General features: G+C 31.8%; 12 protein-coding genes. 6 read left to right on the top strand and 6 right to left on the bottom strand.

Annotated features, from left to right (window positions below):
* Nucleotides 1-708 (top strand): T9SS type A sorting domain-containing protein (locus tag BMX42_RS06625; RefSeq protein WP_177169131.1); only part of this gene is annotated, 708 nt, incomplete at its 5' end.
* Between the two features lie 105 nt (nucleotides 709-813).
* Here BMX42_RS06625 and BMX42_RS06620 read toward each other — a convergent pair.
* Together BMX42_RS06620 and BMX42_RS06615 are read right to left on the bottom strand one after the other, a co-directional pair.
* Complete coding sequence (locus BMX42_RS06620; protein ID WP_091310829.1) at nucleotides 814-1764, bottom strand: tRNA dihydrouridine synthase; 951 nt, start codon at nucleotides 1762-1764, stop codon at nucleotides 814-816.
* Nucleotides 1764-2216, bottom strand: a complete 453-nt coding sequence (locus BMX42_RS06615) for a 6-pyruvoyl trahydropterin synthase family protein (RefSeq protein WP_091310826.1) — start codon at nucleotides 2214-2216, stop codon at nucleotides 1764-1766. The genes BMX42_RS06620 and BMX42_RS06615 overlap by 1 nt, the downstream gene beginning before the upstream one ends.
* Nucleotides 2217-2281: 65 nt before the next feature.
* Here BMX42_RS06615 and BMX42_RS06610 point away from each other — a divergent pair, with 65 nt between their 5' ends.
* Nucleotides 2282-2884 carry a 2OG-Fe(II) oxygenase gene (locus BMX42_RS06610; protein ID WP_091310823.1) on the top strand — a complete coding sequence of 201 codons (603 nt, stop codon included), beginning with the start codon at nucleotides 2282-2284 and terminating at the stop codon, nucleotides 2882-2884.
* 199 nt (nucleotides 2885-3083) lie between these two features.
* Here the strand turns inward: BMX42_RS06610 and BMX42_RS06605 are convergent, their stop codons facing one another.
* From BMX42_RS06605 to BMX42_RS06595, 3 genes are all read right to left on the bottom strand, one after another.
* Entirely contained in the window at nucleotides 3084-3830 is a 747-nt protein-coding gene (locus BMX42_RS06605; protein WP_091310820.1) for an enoyl-CoA hydratase/isomerase family protein, read from the bottom strand.
* 81 nt (nucleotides 3831-3911) lie between these two features.
* A complete protein-coding gene (locus tag BMX42_RS06600; RefSeq protein WP_091310817.1) occupies nucleotides 3912-7406 on the bottom strand; it encodes a T9SS type B sorting domain-containing protein in 3495 nt (1164 codons plus the stop codon).
* Between the two features lie 127 nt (nucleotides 7407-7533).
* Nucleotides 7534-10941, bottom strand: coding sequence for a hypothetical protein (locus tag BMX42_RS06595; RefSeq protein ID WP_091310814.1), 3408 nt, complete (start codon nucleotides 10939-10941; stop codon nucleotides 7534-7536).
* A 162-nt stretch (nucleotides 10942-11103) separates the two neighbouring features.
* Between BMX42_RS06595 and BMX42_RS06590 the strand changes: the two genes are divergently transcribed.
* The 4 genes from BMX42_RS06590 to BMX42_RS06575 all read left to right on the top strand — a co-directional run bounded on the left by BMX42_RS06590 (nucleotide 11104) and on the right by BMX42_RS06575 (nucleotide 16288).
* Nucleotides 11104-12414 carry a serine hydrolase domain-containing protein gene (locus tag BMX42_RS06590; RefSeq protein WP_091310811.1) on the top strand — a complete coding sequence of 437 codons (1311 nt, stop codon included), beginning with the start codon at nucleotides 11104-11106 and terminating at the stop codon, nucleotides 12412-12414.
* Nucleotides 12415-12449: 35 nt separating this feature from the next.
* Nucleotides 12450-13565: a lipid-A-disaccharide synthase gene (gene lpxB / locus BMX42_RS06585; RefSeq protein ID WP_091310808.1), complete on the top strand. Its 1116-nt coding sequence runs from the start codon at nucleotides 12450-12452 to the stop codon at nucleotides 13563-13565.
* 104 nt (nucleotides 13566-13669) lie between these two features.
* Nucleotides 13670-14272, top strand: coding sequence for a C40 family peptidase (locus BMX42_RS06580; protein WP_091310804.1), 603 nt, complete (start codon nucleotides 13670-13672; stop codon nucleotides 14270-14272).
* Between the two features lie 6 nt (nucleotides 14273-14278).
* Entirely contained in the window at nucleotides 14279-16288 is a 2010-nt protein-coding gene (locus BMX42_RS06575) for a ComEC/Rec2 family competence protein (protein WP_091310800.1), read from the top strand.
* Between the two features lie 4 nt (nucleotides 16289-16292).
* On the opposite strand, the gene BMX42_RS06570 is transcribed toward BMX42_RS06575, so the two are convergent.
* Nucleotides 16293-16754 carry a thioredoxin family protein gene (locus BMX42_RS06570; protein ID WP_091310796.1) on the bottom strand — a complete coding sequence of 154 codons (462 nt, stop codon included), beginning with the start codon at nucleotides 16752-16754 and terminating at the stop codon, nucleotides 16293-16295.
* Between the last annotated feature and the right edge of the window lie 25 nt (nucleotides 16755-16779).

Genomic DNA, 16779 nt, shown 5'->3' with positions numbered 1-16779 from the left:
ATTTATGTTTATGCACAAACTGGTACTGTTCCAAATTGTACAGATGAAAATAGTTTTATTGTAACAATTACACCAAACACTAATAATGTAACTACGGCATCAGCTTGTGGTGGTTATCATTGGGCTGTAAACAATACGGATTACACTTCAAGTGGAACTTATACATACGTTACAGGTTGTCATACAGAGACATTGAATTTAACAATCGATACTGCTACAACTCCTACTGGAGCTACAACTCAAGTAATTAATGGAGGAGTAGCCTCAGATGCTACAATTGAAGATATTGTGGTTTCGGGAACTGGAATTATTTGGTATCCAACAGCTTTAGATGCTGCAAATAATACAAATGCTATTCCTGCAGGTACTCAGTTAGTTGATGGTGAAGATTACTTCGCGGTTTCAGTAAATGGAACTTGTACAAGTTCGGCATTACAAGTTACTGTAACAGTAGTTTTAGGACATGCAAGTTTCGATTTATCTCAATTAAATTACTATCCAAATCCAGTGAAAGATATCTTTAATGTGAAATACAGCAAAGAAATTACTTCAGTAGATGTTTATGATTTAACTGGTAGAAAAGTTATCGAAATGAAACCAAATACTTTAGAAGTACAATTGAACATGACAAGCTTGTCTAATGCAATGTACATTGTAAGATTACAATCGGTTGATGGAATCACTGAATTGAAAGTTTACAAAAACTAATACGATTTAAATAAATTTAAAAACCTCTCCTCTTTAATTAGAGTGAGAGGTTTTTTTATATGATTACTTTCGAGAATTCTTTGCAGAAAATGAAGTTGTAGTATTTTATTTAGAAGCAGAAGAAAAAATTTCTTTGACAGCTTGTTCGTAAACTCTGCTGTTTTGTGCTTTCTTAATTTTCTTGAATGTTTTCTGCGTATCTGGAAAGGCTTCTGAAAAGTATTCCCAAAAACCTAACATTTTCATTCGTATTGGAGTTGGACCTTGTAAAAAAGCATCATACGCTTGATAAATCTCATCATGAAACGCATTGAAAATTTTGAATCTATCTTCAGGATATTCCGTCGTATTGTTTTTTATCATGCTTGGTAAAAACGGATCGGCAATTAAACCTCTTCCAATCATAAAATGATCAATACTTGGAAAACGTTCTTGCATTTCTCTAAATTTTTCTACCGATGTAATATCACCATTATAATACAATTTATGTTTCGAAACATCTAAACAACGTTGAAACGAATCTAAATCGACTGGTCCTTTGTATAATTGTTTTCCAATTCTGGCGTGAATGGCAATATTTTTAATTGGATATTTTTCTAAAATAGGGAAGACGTCTAAAATCTCAGAAGCATTTTCATAACCCATTCGCATTTTCATCGAAACAATAATATCAGTTTCACTATGCGCTCGGTCTAAAATGTTATTGATACGTTCGGTATTACTAATTAATCCAGAACCCATTCCGCATTTGGCTACCATCGGATACGGACAACCTAAATTCCAGTTCAATTCTTTATAACCTAATGATTGTACATATTTCGCAACGAATAAAAACTCATCAGCGTCATTTGTAATAATTTGTGGAATGACTTCTAAAGTGGTATTATTTTCTGGAAGAATATCTCTTTCGTACGAAGCTTTAATTTCTAATTTTCCGTTCAATCGAATGTAAGGCGAATAGAACGTGTCGATACCACCAAAATGTTTATGAAACGCATTTCGAAATCTGAAATCAGTAAAACCTTGTAAAGGCGAAGATAATAAAGTAACGCTCATTATAAATTATCAGATGCAAACCATTCTGCAAAAGAAGATTCCGTTTCTTGTAATCGTAAAGAATGTAATAGAATATCTTTTGGTAAACGTGCCATAATTTTATTCGCAAAATCAACTACCATATTTTCGCTAGTTGGCTGATAATCGACTAAAATTACGTGATGACCACGATTTTGAAGCTCTTTTGCCAATTCCACATGAGGTGTGTTTTGGTTAAAAACGGTTGCGTGATCAAACACATCAACAATGTCTTCTTTTACGATTTTTTTCAAATCAGAAAAGTCAATTACCATTCCGAATTTTACATTATTCGAATCTGTAATCGGTTCACCAATAACCGTCACCGAAAGTTTATAACTATGTCCGTGTACGTTTTTACATTTTCCATCATAGCCATAAAGTGCATGGCCTGTTTCGAAATTAAATTGCTTGGTAATTCTAATTTTACTCATTGTCTGATAATTGAAATGCAAAATTACAAAAATAAACGTATATCTTTGCTTTAAATATCATTGCAATGGAATTGAATCCGCTTTACGAAACTATAATTACCGATTTATTAGAAAATCAATATGCAGTTTGTGATGCTTTTTTTTCGGAAGAAGCCGTACAAATTATGCGTACCGAATTGGAAAATAAATTCGAGACTTCCGAGTTTAAGAAATCGGCAATTGGGAATAAATCGGATGAAATTATTAAAGATGAAATTCGTGGTGATTATATTTTTTGGTTGAATGAAGAAGACAAAAACGAAGCTTCGGAAACGTTTTTCAATCAAATAAATGATTTTGTGGCGTACATCAACGCGACTTGTTATTTAGGAATTTCGAACAAAGAATTTCATTATGCCATTTATCCTGAAGGCACATTTTATAAACGTCATTTAGATGTTTTTAAAAACGATACCCGAAGAAAATTATCTATAGTTTGTTATTTAAACGATGAAAATTGGCAACCTGAATTTGGTGGCGAATTAGTCATTTACAAAACAGAAGAGGAAATTAAAATTTACCCATTAAAAGGCAGAGTCGTAATTTTTGAAAGTCAAATCTTAGAACACGAAGTAAAACCAGTTCAGAGAAAAAGATTTAGTATTACGGGTTGGTTGAAAACGAGTTAGGGTTTTATCACTGCTTTGTCATGCTGAACTTGTTTCAGTATCTTTTTTATAAGAAGCAAACATCTAGTATTTCAGTTCGCTTTTTGTCCCGCTATCCGCTATATCTTTTTAAAATTATTGCCTTCGAGAGCCTCAGGCAACAATTTTAAAAAGGATGCCGCTACTATCGCGGCTAGAATACAGTAATTGTTTTTAAAGACTATTTCTTAAAAGCTTCCAACGCCTTTTTCGTAAAATCACTCAACACTAATTTGCCTGATATTTCAGCGCGTTCGTATAATAAAGTGCTCCAATGTGATGTGTTTTGCCACAATACTTTTTTCATTTCTGATAAAGCTTCTGGATTGTAGCTCGCTAATTGTAAAGCGAATTTTTCTAATTCTGAATCTAATTCTTCCGGTTGTAACAATTTGGCAAACAAACCTTTTTCAAATGCCCAAGTTGCGGGTTTCCATTCGTTTCCTGCTAAAGTTAATTCGCTCATGGCAGTTTGTCCAATTTTTCGGCTAACAGCTGGTTCAATTACGAATGGTCCAATTCCAATCGTTAATTCAGAAAGTTTTACATCAGCTTTTGTGGTTGCTAAAGCATAATCGCAAGCAGCCACAATTCCAACGCCACCACCAACGGCTTTACCTTGAACTTTCCCCACAATTAATTTAGAACAGTTTCGCATCGCGTTTATCACATTGGCAAAACCAGAGAAAAATTGTTTTCCGTCGGTTAAGTTATCAATTTGTAATAATTCGTCAAAAGATGCACCTGCACAAAACGTATTGCCTTCGCTTTGTAAGACTATAATTGTAGCGTTTTCATTCTTATCTAAATCTTGAATGGTTTCAACTAATTGTTGTAATTGTGTACTCGGGAACGAATTTCCAGCAGGGTGAAAAAACGTGATATATCCAATATTATTTTTAACTTCTTGTTTTACGAATGCTGTCATTTTTTTAAAATTTTACCGCAGATTAGCAGATAAAAAATTAAAATCTGCGAATCTGCGGTTGTTTCTCTTTTGAGAATTAGATTATCTTTTTAAGCTAAAGTGTGATCTAAATTCTTTTTGAATACCGTTTTCTTTATATTCAATTTTAAACCAGTAATCTGAAGAAATCACATCTATACCATTAAGTTTTCCATCCCAACCATTTCCATAAGCATCAATTTGTTTGATTAGTTTCCCGTAACGGTCAAAAATGTAAATTTTTACTTCAAATTCTTCAGTTAAACCTTCTATTTTCCAGCTATCGTTATATCCATCGCCATTTGGTGTGAAGTAATTTGGAAATGAAATAGTGGCAATTTGATTTGAATTTCCTTCTCCACAACCATTAATATCTCTTACATAGATGGTGTAGGTGTCGTTTTCTAAATTCGCAAAAACTGGACTTGTTTGCCAGTCAATTTGGTTTAAACTATATTCGTAAGTACCAAATCCGCCAATAACTACTGCTTGAATAGTTGATAATCCACTAACGAAAATTTCTGATACTAATTCTGCTTCTACAGCTTGTGGAGCTGAAGAAATAAGTATTTCCGTTTGGTCTTCTCTTGAACATGACGTTGCAGTATTTGTAACCACAACTTTATAAATACCATTTGCTGAAGCATTAAAAACTGCATTTTCTAAACCAGCTGTTGTGTCAGGATTTGTTGGTGTCCAAGTATAGGTGTAGTTTCCTGGAGTTGTTGGAGTGGCATTTATAGCATAATTTCCAATCCCAGTTCCTGGTTGTACACATAAAACTTCTAAAGTTGGAATATCAAAATCGGGTAGCGGATTTACTTTTAAATCTACATATTGACCTAAACCAACACAATCATTGTTTATATTACTATCAATTCTTACCCAAATTTGTTGAAGATTTGGAGTAATGTTTCTATAGCCATCTATATTATTGGTGTCAATTGGATTTAATTCTGCCAAGGCATCAGTTTGACTCTCATAGTAGGTAACAATTAAATTTGTACTATTTGTAAATTGAGCCAAAATACCATTCACTGGGTCATTTGTTGCTAAATTTAAGTCGAAGAAATCAATTCCATCATTGTCAGGATCGTCTGCAATTGGATCAGGGTTGTTTATGAATTCATCACATTGTTCTAATACAATTTTTGGAAAAGTTGCAGGGATTTGTGTAGCTGAAACCGCTAAATTTACTTGCGCAGTTCTAATACATCCATTTTCATTTTCGATACGAGCCCAAACCACTCCGCCATTTGGAGAAGTATAAGCTGTTTCATTTGGAATTCGACTGATGTCTCCTTGAGCATCTGCTTGTGACAAATAATATTTAAAAATTAAATTACTTTGACTAGATATTATACTGTTTGCTTCTGTTAAATTAAAATTAGAAATGGCATCAGTATTATCATCACATTGTCTTAAAGTTACAGGATTGTTTACAACTGGTAAAGGTGTAACAACTAAATTAAAGCTTGTAGTATTAAAACAGTTGGTAAGTGTATTAAACAATCGTACGTAAATTATTTTGTCTGAACCAGTATAAGAAGTAATAGCATTTGTACCTGCAATCGCTTCGTTTTGTAATAAATGGTAAGTAACATTTACATCAGTTTGACTATTTAAAATCTCAGTAGTTTTTGGTGATAAATTGAATGTAGTTTGACCGTTTGTATCGCTTCCATCAATTGCATCATCACAAACTTTTAAATCAGTAATTGCTACTAAAGTTGGAATGTCATAATTCGTTACAATAACAGTAGAAGATAAAGCCGGACAAACACCACTTGCAGGAATCGTATAAGTATAAGTTCCACTTGCATCAACTGCTGGGTTGAAAATTCCTGTTCCACTAGCTAATGCTGGAGACCAAATTCCGCCAGTTGTAACTCCGGTTCCTAATAAAGGAAACAAGTCAAATGAAACCGCATTTTTACATGTATTTTTTGTAGTATTTGTTCCAACATTGTTAGCTTGTTGAATCGTAACATTTACTTTAACGCTAATATTTGTTAACGCTGTATTACATGTTTTTGTAAATGCGTATTGGTATTCACCTGCAATATTAATAGCTGGGTCAAAAACATCTCCAGCTAAAGGGGCTCCGCCGGCCGGAACAGTCCATGTTCCACCTGGTCCAGGATTTCCATTAATACCATCAAATAGGTTTGTAGTTGTTGATGAACAAACAGTTATTGGTGTGTCCTGTGGAGCACTACCAAATCCTGAGTAATAACCAGCATAACCAGCAGCACCACTAGAACCAAAAACACCAACAGCTAAAGGTCCAGTTGAAACTACATTTACATTGCCTGAATATCCAGAAATTCTATAAGTCACCCAATCTGTATTTCCTAACACTGTTTGTGCTTGTGTAGTACTTATTGGTGTACCATTAATTGTTATAGTTGCATTAGAATAAGTTAATATCATTAAATCTGTAGAATAAGTATTTCCTCCAATTTGGTCAATTGCAGGTAAATAAACAGATTCTTGAAAGAAACAACTTAATGGAGGTATGAAGTTTAATCCAGAAGTTGGACTTGAAGGTGCACCTCCAATTAATTGATAAGCAAAAACTGGTTTAGTAGATTTTACATAAATATTTTTATTGGAAGTTCCTTGGTATTCTGAATTCGGAACTAAATAATAATCGCCAGCATTTAATGTAGTCGCAGCAACTGGATTTCCATTGACAAAAATTTGTGTATTGTCTTCATCAGCAATAATTAAAGGTAATTCCATTTGTGGTGTCCCATTACCTTCAATAAATATATATTCTGTTCCAATTTGTGAAGAAGAAACAATTTGATCTAATGTAAAATCGGAACCATTATCGGTAACTCCTCCAGTAGCGTTTCCAGTGCTTACTGCAACTGGTTTTGTAGAAGTCAACGAAGCACCAATAAAGCCAGTCCAGTTATTAGGATTGTCTGCATAACCACTAAAAACAATTGATTCACCGGCGTTTAGAATAAATGTTTGCGTATCGTCAGTTATAAAACCAGCACCAGAAACAAATTCTACATTAGTGTTATAATCAGATAAAGTAATAGAAGTGTTATCTTCTGTTGCCATAACACTAGATACAAAATTTCTAATTGAAACTTCTCCGCCTTGAGGTGTACTTCCCAATCTAAAATCGGTTCCGATACCAGGTCGGCCCTTAGAAATTAATGTCTCAGCATGATTTATATGTCTCATTCTAAAACTTACATAAAAATCTTTTGGACCTTCTAAAATTAATCCTTTATCGCTTTTTACGATGTTAATGTCATTATAATCCAAAAACATATTTGAAGGTTGTCCAACTCCTGCATTTACAACAACCGGATTGGTTTGAGAAATTGTAAAAGGTGAACCAGAAATTGGTACGCCATTTCCAGTCGTTACATTCACTTGAAAAGGTGTAGTTTCTGCCGTAGAAATGTATAAATATTGATCTTGAATGGTGGAATCGTCTCTCGAATGTAAAGGCGGTAACCAGTGCTTATTACTTAGTTGGGCTTGACTAGTAATGAAAGCAAAAAATGTTAATATTAGTAGGTAATTTTTCATTGTGGGTTAATTTTAAAACAAATTTATTCTATTTTTATTAAAATCAAATCTTAAACACCGAAAAAATAAGATTTTATTAGATTTTCTTTAAGAATACAAGGTGTTTTTGAACAATATGTTAAATATTTTAAAAAAATGCTCGTAACTGAACTGTTCCTGTATGAATGGTTTTACTCGTTTCCGATTTTCGTCCGTTATAATTAATGGAAACATCTAAAAATTGCGTGATATTTTTCTGAAATAAGAGTTGCCAAGTGGTGTTTTTTCCGTTTTGCAAACCTTCTAACAACTGAAAACCAACTGGAGAAGAAGCACTTCCAGTAAAATCGTTATTAATATATGTGAAAATTCCATTCATGGAAAATCCTTTTTCCGTATTCCAATTGAAAGAAGTTCCAAACTGATTTTGTTTTAAGCTTTCTAAATTGCCCAACGTATTTTCTTTTTTACTGTTTTCGTAAAAAACGTCCCAACTCGCATTTTTAGAAAAAATATAAGAGACTTTTGGCGCAATTTCTAAACCATCAATGTTGAAATTTCGACTAGCATAACTATTTGAAATACTTTCCGAATTGGAAGTATTCGTTTGCACTTGAAACAACCAAAACTTTTTTACCAAATGCACATATTGCACTTGATGACTTTTGATATAGTTTTCTTGACTACCAAAATTTAATAAGTTTTTCAACGAACTTGAATTGTAGGTATATGTCACCGAATTTCTCTGTTTTCCTTTGTGAAAGAATAAGCTATTTCTGAAATTATTGTTCAATCCAATTAAATCTTCTTCATCTTTTGAAAACGGATTCCATTCGAAAGAATTAGAATTTCTGGCTACTTTTTTATCAATAATTAAGGAAGATTGATTGTAAAAATTGGATATAAATTTCTTGAAACCTGTTTCGTTTTGCCAAGCATTTCCGTTAAAAATCAGCGTTTGACTCAATTTATTTTGATAGGTTCGAATAAATATTTGATTCGGTAAAAATACTTTCACATATTTGGCTAAATCTGGAAAAGTAGCAATTTCAAATTCTTGTAATTCCTGAACGTTGTTGTTGTTATAATCGTTCCACATATAAACGCCTCGTCCCGGATCGACTTCTAAATAGGTAAACTCTTGTTGGGCAATACTTCCCGAATTATTTTCGTAAAAAGTAGTGGTTTGAATTAAATTATTAAAAAACGAATCTGAGTAATTTAATCTCGAATTTATAGATGGTTCTGTGGGACGATTATCGGCAAATTTCAACGTTCTATAATTAATGAAAACGCCTAAATTTCTTCTGTCATTTTTAATCAATTGCGATTTCAAATAGGTAGAAAAAGAAGCATTTACTCGTTTTAAAACATTGTTTTGTAGACTATCATTTTGTCGTGCCAAATAACCAATTTCTGTAAAAACCGCTGTTGAATCGCCACGTCCAATGAAATTTCCATATTCGGTAAATCGCTGACTAAAATTACTTAAAGTTTGGGTTTGGGTTAGAATTTCTTTACTGTTTTCATTTCTAAAACTTCCACCAATATAGTTTTTCTTAAAATGATATTTCGCTACATTCTGATTTCTGAAAAAGTCAGATTTGCTTAAATCACTTTTGCTATTCATCAAACTTGTATTGGTTTGAAAAACGATCGAATTATTCTTCGCTACAGCTTGAAAAACATGTTTGTTTCCAGAAAAATTAACAGAATAATCTAACTTTTCAAATTGATATTTTCCGAAAGTTTTCCACTTTACAGAATCTCTTTGAACCGAATTAAATTGAAATCCGCCAATAATCAAAACCTGATTCCCTAGCGGATTGGTGATGTTCCAATCGCGGTTAAATTCAATATTATACAAACGCTCAATTGGTTTGAAATTTTCTTGAATGTAGTTAACATTCGCAAAAGATTGCACACTAATTACTTTAGAAAACAACTGTTGTTTGATGTTCAATTTAGAAGCAATTCCTTGATTATTGGCGTCATCTATACCAGAAAATAAATTTTTATCGTTGTTAGAAATCGCAAGTTCTGTTTCAATTTCTGTTTTTTCTGTTGGCGAATATTTACTGACAATCGTAGCAATTTGAATTTTTGTTGGCGCAATTAATTTCACAATCGGTTCATAGCTTCCTTGCGGAATTCCAGCGATTGGCGCCACATATTCATAAATTCTACCAATCGTATTGTTACTTGCCAAAACGTAATTTCCTAAATTATTTCCTAAGAATGTAAACTTCACTTGATATAAAGTTTGGGTTTGATCGGTTGAAAACTCAAAAATTTCATCTAAACCAATAATTGTTTTTTTGTACAAAATTTTATTTTCCGAATACGTGTCTTCATAAGCGGAAGGCGCATTCATTTGAGTCATATCATCACCTGCATTTTGTAAAATTTGTACTTGTTCTTCCGATAAACTTTGTTGTAATGGTTGATTTTTCACATCATTTTCAGAATATACATACGCTCCAATACTGAATTTATCGCTTTCGTGACTGAAACCACCATAACTTAAAAATCGCGTAAAATTTCTATCCGAATATTGATATTCCATCACAATTCGCATTTCGGAAGTAATGGGGAAAGTCGCGTTGAAAATAATTTCACCCGCATTATAATCGATAATATAATCTTTGTTTTCGCCGCGTTCTTTTAAAATTCCATTCACGTAAACACGTTCCGAACCGGAAATAATTAAAACATATAATTCGCCGCTATTTCCACGTAATTTATACGGACCTTGATTGCCTTCTTGACCTGTGAAATTACTTTTGGCATATTGTCCACGAACCAAGGAAGCCGCAAAAAACAAATCGTTTTTAGTGGTATTTCCCCAATTAAAATGCGATGATAAGCCTTGGACTTTCTTATTAAAATTTAAAAAAGAAGTTTTCCTGTTTTCTAAAAATAAATCTCCAGCACGAATGTTCCAATTTTTAGAGGAAAGCTCAATAAATATCTGGTCAAATTCATCTATCTTTTGAGAATATCCACCTTCTTGCAACGGAATATTACTATCTTGAATGGAGGCTTTTAAAGTAACGTTATCTGATATTTTCCCTGAAATCTGTAAGTCTAAATTCGAATTTAAAACCGTATTCTGATTGTTTCCAACCGTAATTCCACGAGAAATACTTCCATTCGTTTGCAAACCATTAAATACTGTAATCGGTTTTTTATTGTTTTCGGTAAACGTTAATAATCGGCCATTTTCATTTGGAACAATTTTTTTCTCGTCGTAAATGGTATAGGTTTTAGTTAGGAAATTCGGCAATTGGTAATATTCGACTTTGACCGAATCTTGAAATTCTTTTTTGAAAATTAGTTTTTTGGTTTGATAATTGAAGGAATAAAAAGATGTGTCAATTTCCTGATTATCAAAGTTGTATATTTTGAATGAATTCGGATTTAACGCTAAAGTATCAATTTGAATTTCCGCTTTTGTGTAAACCATTTTTCTAGTTTTAAATGCCTGATTTTTCTCTTGACCAAAGCCAACAGAAATCGTACATAAAATTAAAAAAAGAAATAGCTGTTTAAACATAGGGTAAAAGTACTGATATTTGTATAAACGTGAAAATTTTGGTTTTTGTATGCAATTCTATTTGCTTAATTTCGTTATAGCTAGTAATGTTTCTGAAATCAAATTCTTATTTAAAGTAACATTTTGCATAAAAAATATACAAATTACAAAACATATAAAGACATGAAAAAACAACTTTCTATTTTATTTTTATTTCTTTCAGTAGCCACATTTGCTCAAGAAGCAAGTTTAGCGCGTATTGATAGTCTTTTGAATTATTTGAATGAACATGATAAGTTTATGGGTTCGCTTTGCATTATGCAAGGTGATGAGGTGGTTTTTAAACAAGCCTATGGTTTTTCTGAAGCGACAAAAGGTATTAGAGCAAATGGCGGGACAAAATACAAAATTGGTTCTATCACCAAAACGTTTACGGCTACCATGATTATGCAATTGGTGGAAGAAAAAAAGATTTTACTAACTACAAAATTAAGTCGATTTTTCCCAAAAATTGAAAATGCCGATAAAATTACTATTGAACAGTTATTATACCAGAGAACTGGGATTAAAGATTATGCAAACGCTGATGCGACGTTAACCGATGTTTTGGACAAACCAAATATGAAAGAGTTGATTTTGAAGAAAATTGAAAATTATACTTCTACTTTTGAACCAGATTCGAAACACGAATACAGCAATTCTAACTACTTTGTTTTAGGACTAATTATTGAAAAGGTAACTAAAAAATCATACGCTGATAATTTAAAAATTAGAATAGCAGATAAGTTAGGTTTAAAAAACACCTATTATACCAATGAAAAAACGGATGTTACGAAAAGAGAAAGTTATTCGTACACATTTAATGGTGAATATTGGGATCAAGTTGATGAATGGAATAACGATATCGCTTTTTCATCTGGTGGAATCATCTCTACACCAGAAGATTTAACGAAATTTATTCGTGCACTTTTTAAAGGAAATTTAGTGAGTCCAGCTTCATTTGAATTAATGAAAACATTGAAAGACACTTACGGAATGGCGTTAATTCGTTTCCCTTTCGGAGAAAGAAAGTTTTTTGGTCATAACGGAAGAATTGAAGGTTTTGAATCTACAATGGGTTATTATCAACAAGATGATATGACTATTTCATTCATTTCAAATGGTGTAAATTATAGTCAAAATGATATTATGCTTGGAATTTTGAGTATTTACTACAAATCACCTTATCGTTTTCCTGTTTTTGAAACCCTAAATCCTGAGAAAATTAAAGATTATGTAGGAACTTATGCTTCAAAAGATATTAATTTGAAAGTTACCATTTTCGAAAAAAATGGCGCTTTATACGGACAAGCAACTGGGCAACCGGAATTTCCACTGACTTACGCAAGCGAAGATCTTTTTTATTTTCAAGCTGGTGGAATTGAAATGGATTTTTCAAAAGATGGTTTTGTTTTAAAACAAGGTCAGAAAAAATTTAATTATAAGAAAGAATAGAAATCTTTATCTTAGCAAAATAATTTAGAGATATAATGAAATATTACATAATAGCTGGTGAAGCTTCTGGAGATTTACACGGTTCCAACTTAATGAAGTCCATTTTAGCAAAAGATCCAACTGCCGAAATTCGTTTTTGGGGTGGCGATTTAATGCAAAATGTGGGTGGAACTTTAGTCAAACATTACCGCGATTTAGCTTTTATGGGTTTTGCCGAAGTAATTATGAATTTGCGAACCATTTTAGGTAATATTTCTGTTTGTAAAAAAGACATTCTTCAATTTCAACCCGATACTTTAATTTACATTGATTATCCTGGATTTAATATGCGAATTGCGAAATGGGCTAAGAAATTAGGCATTCAAAATCAATATTATATTTCGCCTCAAATTTGGGCTTGGAAGGAAAATCGTATCAAAGACATCAAACGAGATGTAGATAAAATGTATGTGATTTTACCGTTCGAAAAAGATTTTTATGAGAAAAAGCATAACTTCCCTGTTGAATTTGTTGGTCATCCGCTAATTGATGCGATTTCGAATAGAGAAAAAACTACTTTTGAAAAATTCACAGCTGAAAATAAGTTGTCTCAAAAACCAATTATCGCTTTATTGCCTGGAAGTAGAAAACAAGAAATTGAAAAAATGCTTTCAATCATGCTTTCTGTGGTTGATAAATTTTCGGAGTATCAATTTGTAATTGCTGGCGCGCCAAGTCAGGAATATGAATTTTACAAACAATTTCTAACGACAGAAAACGTGAACTTCGTAAGTAATAAAACCTACGATTTGCTAAGTGTTTCTCATGCAGCGTTAGTCACTTCTGGAACTGCTACTTTAGAAACAGCATTGTTCAAAGTGCCACAAATTGTGTGTTATAAAGCAAATCGAATCTCTTATGAAATCGCCAAACGCATCATTACGTTGAAGTTTATTTCTTTGGTGAATTTGATCATGGATAAAGAAGTCGTAAAAGAATTAATTCAAAAAGAGTTAAACACTAAAAATTTAGAACTTGAATTGAATAAGATAATTTCAGGAAATCAAAGACAAGAAATGTTATCTCAATACGAAGTTTTAGAACAAAAATTAGGAGGAAAAGGCGCAAGTCAAAAAACAGCCGAATTCATTATAAATACCATAAAAAAATAATTTTGTAAATTCGCAGCCATTAAAACATTAAAAATTTGAAAAACTCTATTTATATATTTTTACTTACTATCTTTTTATATAGTTGTAAATCAACGCAAAAACCAATGATTATTACGTCAAAAAATGATGCAGTAAAAATTGGAGCTTATTCTTTTACAGAAAAACAAGGTTTAGATAAACCAGCAAAACCAACTAAAAAAGAGTTGAAAGCTATCGAAAAAGCTAAAAAAATTGCTTTCAATGATAGTGTAGAAAAATCAAAAATCAAAGTTGTTGTTGAAGAAGAAACACCACAAGATTTCACACCTACTTTTGAAGTTTCAGATTATATTAAAACACAAATTTTAAACGTAGCTGCGGAAAATTTAGGCTCACCATATCGTGGTGGAGGTTCAACTCCTGCAGGTTTCGATTGTTCTGGATTTGTAAATTATACAATGAGTCAATTTGATATTGAATTACCAAGAAGTTCTGCAGAAATGTCACATGTTGGAAAACGAATTTTAAAAAGCGAAGCGAAAGCAGGTGATTTAATTTTCTTTAATACTAGCGGTGGTGGCGTAAGTCACGTTGGTATTGTGACTGAAAACTCGGAAGGAATTATAAAATTTATTCATTCTTCAACGAGTAGTGGAGTGATTTATTCTTCTACTTCAGAAAATTATTATGCTAGAACTTTTGTGGGTGTAAATAGGATTCTTGAATAAAACAGCATGAAGTTTTTTAAGTTTCCAATTGTTCCAGTTCTTTTCGGTTTCATTTTTGGAATTTTAACGCAAAATTTCCTATATTTTAATAGTATTTCCATTCTTGTTGGAATATTTTTTAGTGTTATTGGTTTTGGAGTCGCTTACTTTTTGAATGCTAAAAAGAAATTTCAAAGCTATTTTTTAGAAAGTTTTGTATTGATTTTAAGTCTAACTTTCGGAATGCTTTCTTCTTATTTGCATCGAGAAATAAATGCAGAAAGTCATTTTTCTAATTTCCTTTCAGAAAAAAATATCGTTCAAGGAATTGTTTCAGAAAAATTAAAATCGACCATTTATTACGATAAGTTTATACTGAAAACAGATGCTGTAAATCAGCAAAATTGTAGTGGAAAAATCATTTTTTATATTCCGAAAAAGGCTGAAAAAAATGTTGAGGTTGGAAATAAAATCAAGTTGTTTGAAACGCCGAAATTACTTCAAAATTCTTTTAATCCGCATCAGTTTGATTATTCAAAATATTTACAAAATCAGAATGTTTTTCATGAAGTAAAATTGAAAGAAACTGATTTTATTGAAGTTTCTGCTGATCAGAATTTCTATCATTATATCAATTTAATTAAGTCGAAATTATTGAAAAGTTATCAAATTGATAGTTTCAAATCAGACAATTATAATTTATTAATGGCGTTGCTTTTTGGAGAGAAAACCGAATTATCAAAAGAGTTAAGCAACAGTTATACCCAAGCTGGAATCATTCATATTTTGGCAATCTCAGGTTTGCATATTGCGTTAATTTACGGAATCGTACTTTGGCTAACGAAACCTTTACAACGATGGAAAAAAGGGAAAGTGTATATCTTTTTAATTTCATTAAGTGTGTTGTGGTTTTATGCTGTTTTGGCTGGATTTTCCGCTTCGATAGTTCGTGCAGCCGTGATGTTTTCTATTATTGCCTTTGCGAAAATTTTAAACCGACAATCTAATATTTATAATTCGTTGGCATTATCAGCCATGTTTTTATTATTGTATAATCCGAATTATTTGTTTGACGTTGGTTTTCAACTGAGTTTTGCTGCGGTTTTAAGTATTGTTGTTTTTCAACCTTTTGTTCGAAAATATAGTTATTCGAAATATTATGTTTTAAGAGAAACGAAGTCGTTATTATTGATTTCATTGGTCGCACAAATAGGAGTTTTGCCTTTGACTTTGTATTATTTCGGACAATTTCCGTTGTTGTTTTTAGTGGCGAATTTAATTGCGATTCCGCTTTCGAGTGTGATTTTAATTTTAGGATTAGCGTTAATTCCGTTCAATTTTTTACTTCCGAAAGTCGCGGTTTATTTAAGTGTTTTCGTAAATATGTTAATTGATTGGATGAATAATTTCACCGCTTGGATTGTTCAATTTGAATCTTTTATAGTTAAAAACATTGCTTTTCACGAAGTTTTAGTCGTGTTGTTGTATGGTATAATTGGTTGTTTGGTTTACTTCGTTTATCATCCGAAAATTAAGAATTTAAGTCCAATTTTAGTTGCTGTTTTAATTTTTCAAATGGGTTATTTCTTTTTAAATTCTAAAGAAAAAAGCAATCATGAATTTGTGATTTTCAATGTGATGAAGCATAATCTTTTCGTGGAAACTAAAAACAATATTTCTGTTTTTTATACCGATGATAGTACGAAATCTAAACAAACTATTGAATCGTATACTAGAGGAAAATTCGTAAAAAACTATCGTATTGAACCTGTGAAAAACGTATTTGCTTTTAAGAAAAACATACTTTGTATTGATAGCTTAGGCATTTATAATACGAAACAAAAACCAGAAGTTGTGGTGTTGACACAATCTCCAAAAATCAATTTAAAACGTTTGATTGCTGCTATAAAACCACTACAAATTATAGCCGATGGTTCCAATTATAAAAGTTATATCAAACTTTGGAAAGTCACTTGTGAGCAAGAAAAAATCCCTTTTCATGCCACAGCCGAAAAGGGATTTTATAGATTAAATTAATCTTTTATTTTTTACCTAAAAAAGCATTAGCATTTGAAATCCAAGTTGTTGCTGATTTATCATAACCTAATGAGCCTAAACCTGTTAAATTAACTTTATTATCTTCACCTTTTATAGGATTCACAAACCAAACCGTTGGATAACCTTGTATGCCAAAAGTTTGAGCTAATTGTTGGTTTTGCATTTTTAAAGCTTCCTCTTGTGGAGTTCTTCTTGGGAAATCTAATTCTACTAAAATTACATTTTGGGTTGCCCAATTTGCAAATTCAGTTGTTTTTAAAACATCTTTTTGTAATTTAATACACCATCCACACCAGTCAGAACCTGTGAAAAATAAAAGTAAAGGTTTTTTCTCTTTTAAAGAAAGTTCAGTGGCTTTCGCCATATCAGTATGCCAATTTAATTCTTGAGCTTGTGCTATAAATCCGCTTATTAAAAATGCGAATACTAAGATTATTTTTTTCATATGCTTTATCTTAAAATTATTTTAC

Source organism: Flavobacterium terrigena (genome assembly GCF_900108955.1).
GTDB lineage: Bacteria > Bacteroidota > Bacteroidia > Flavobacteriales > Flavobacteriaceae > Flavobacterium > Flavobacterium terrigena.
Note: the sequence above shows the minus strand (reverse complement) of the source record. Positions and strands in the feature narration are given on the sequence as shown.

Bases quoted from the DNA above. Each gene is read 5' to 3' on its own strand.
- lpxB (WP_091310808.1), top strand. From the start codon at position 12,450: ATGAAATATTACATAATAGCTGGTGAAGCTTCTGGAGATTTACACGGT.
- BMX42_RS06580 (WP_091310804.1), top strand. From the start codon at position 13,670: ATGATTATTACGTCAAAAAATGATGCAGTAAAAATTGGAGCTTATTCT.
- BMX42_RS06620 (WP_091310829.1), bottom strand. From the start codon at position 1,764: ATGAGCGTTACTTTATTATCTTCGCCTTTACAAGGTTTTACTGATTTC.
- BMX42_RS06590 (WP_091310811.1), top strand. From the start codon at position 11,104: ATGAAAAAACAACTTTCTATTTTATTTTTATTTCTTTCAGTAGCCACA.
- BMX42_RS06605 (WP_091310820.1), bottom strand. From the start codon at position 3,830: ATGACAGCATTCGTAAAACAAGAAGTTAAAAATAATATTGGATATATC.
- BMX42_RS06570 (WP_091310796.1), bottom strand. From the start codon at position 16,754: ATGAAAAAAATAATCTTAGTATTCGCATTTTTAATAAGCGGATTTATA.
- BMX42_RS06600 (WP_091310817.1), bottom strand. From the start codon at position 7,406: ATGAAAAATTACCTACTAATATTAACATTTTTTGCTTTCATTACTAGT.
- BMX42_RS06595 (WP_091310814.1), bottom strand. From the start codon at position 10,941: ATGTTTAAACAGCTATTTCTTTTTTTAATTTTATGTACGATTTCTGTT.
- BMX42_RS06615 (WP_091310826.1), bottom strand. From the start codon at position 2,216: ATGAGTAAAATTAGAATTACCAAGCAATTTAATTTCGAAACAGGCCAT.
- BMX42_RS06575 (WP_091310800.1), top strand. From the start codon at position 14,279: ATGAAGTTTTTTAAGTTTCCAATTGTTCCAGTTCTTTTCGGTTTCATT.
- BMX42_RS06610 (WP_091310823.1), top strand. From the start codon at position 2,282: ATGGAATTGAATCCGCTTTACGAAACTATAATTACCGATTTATTAGAA.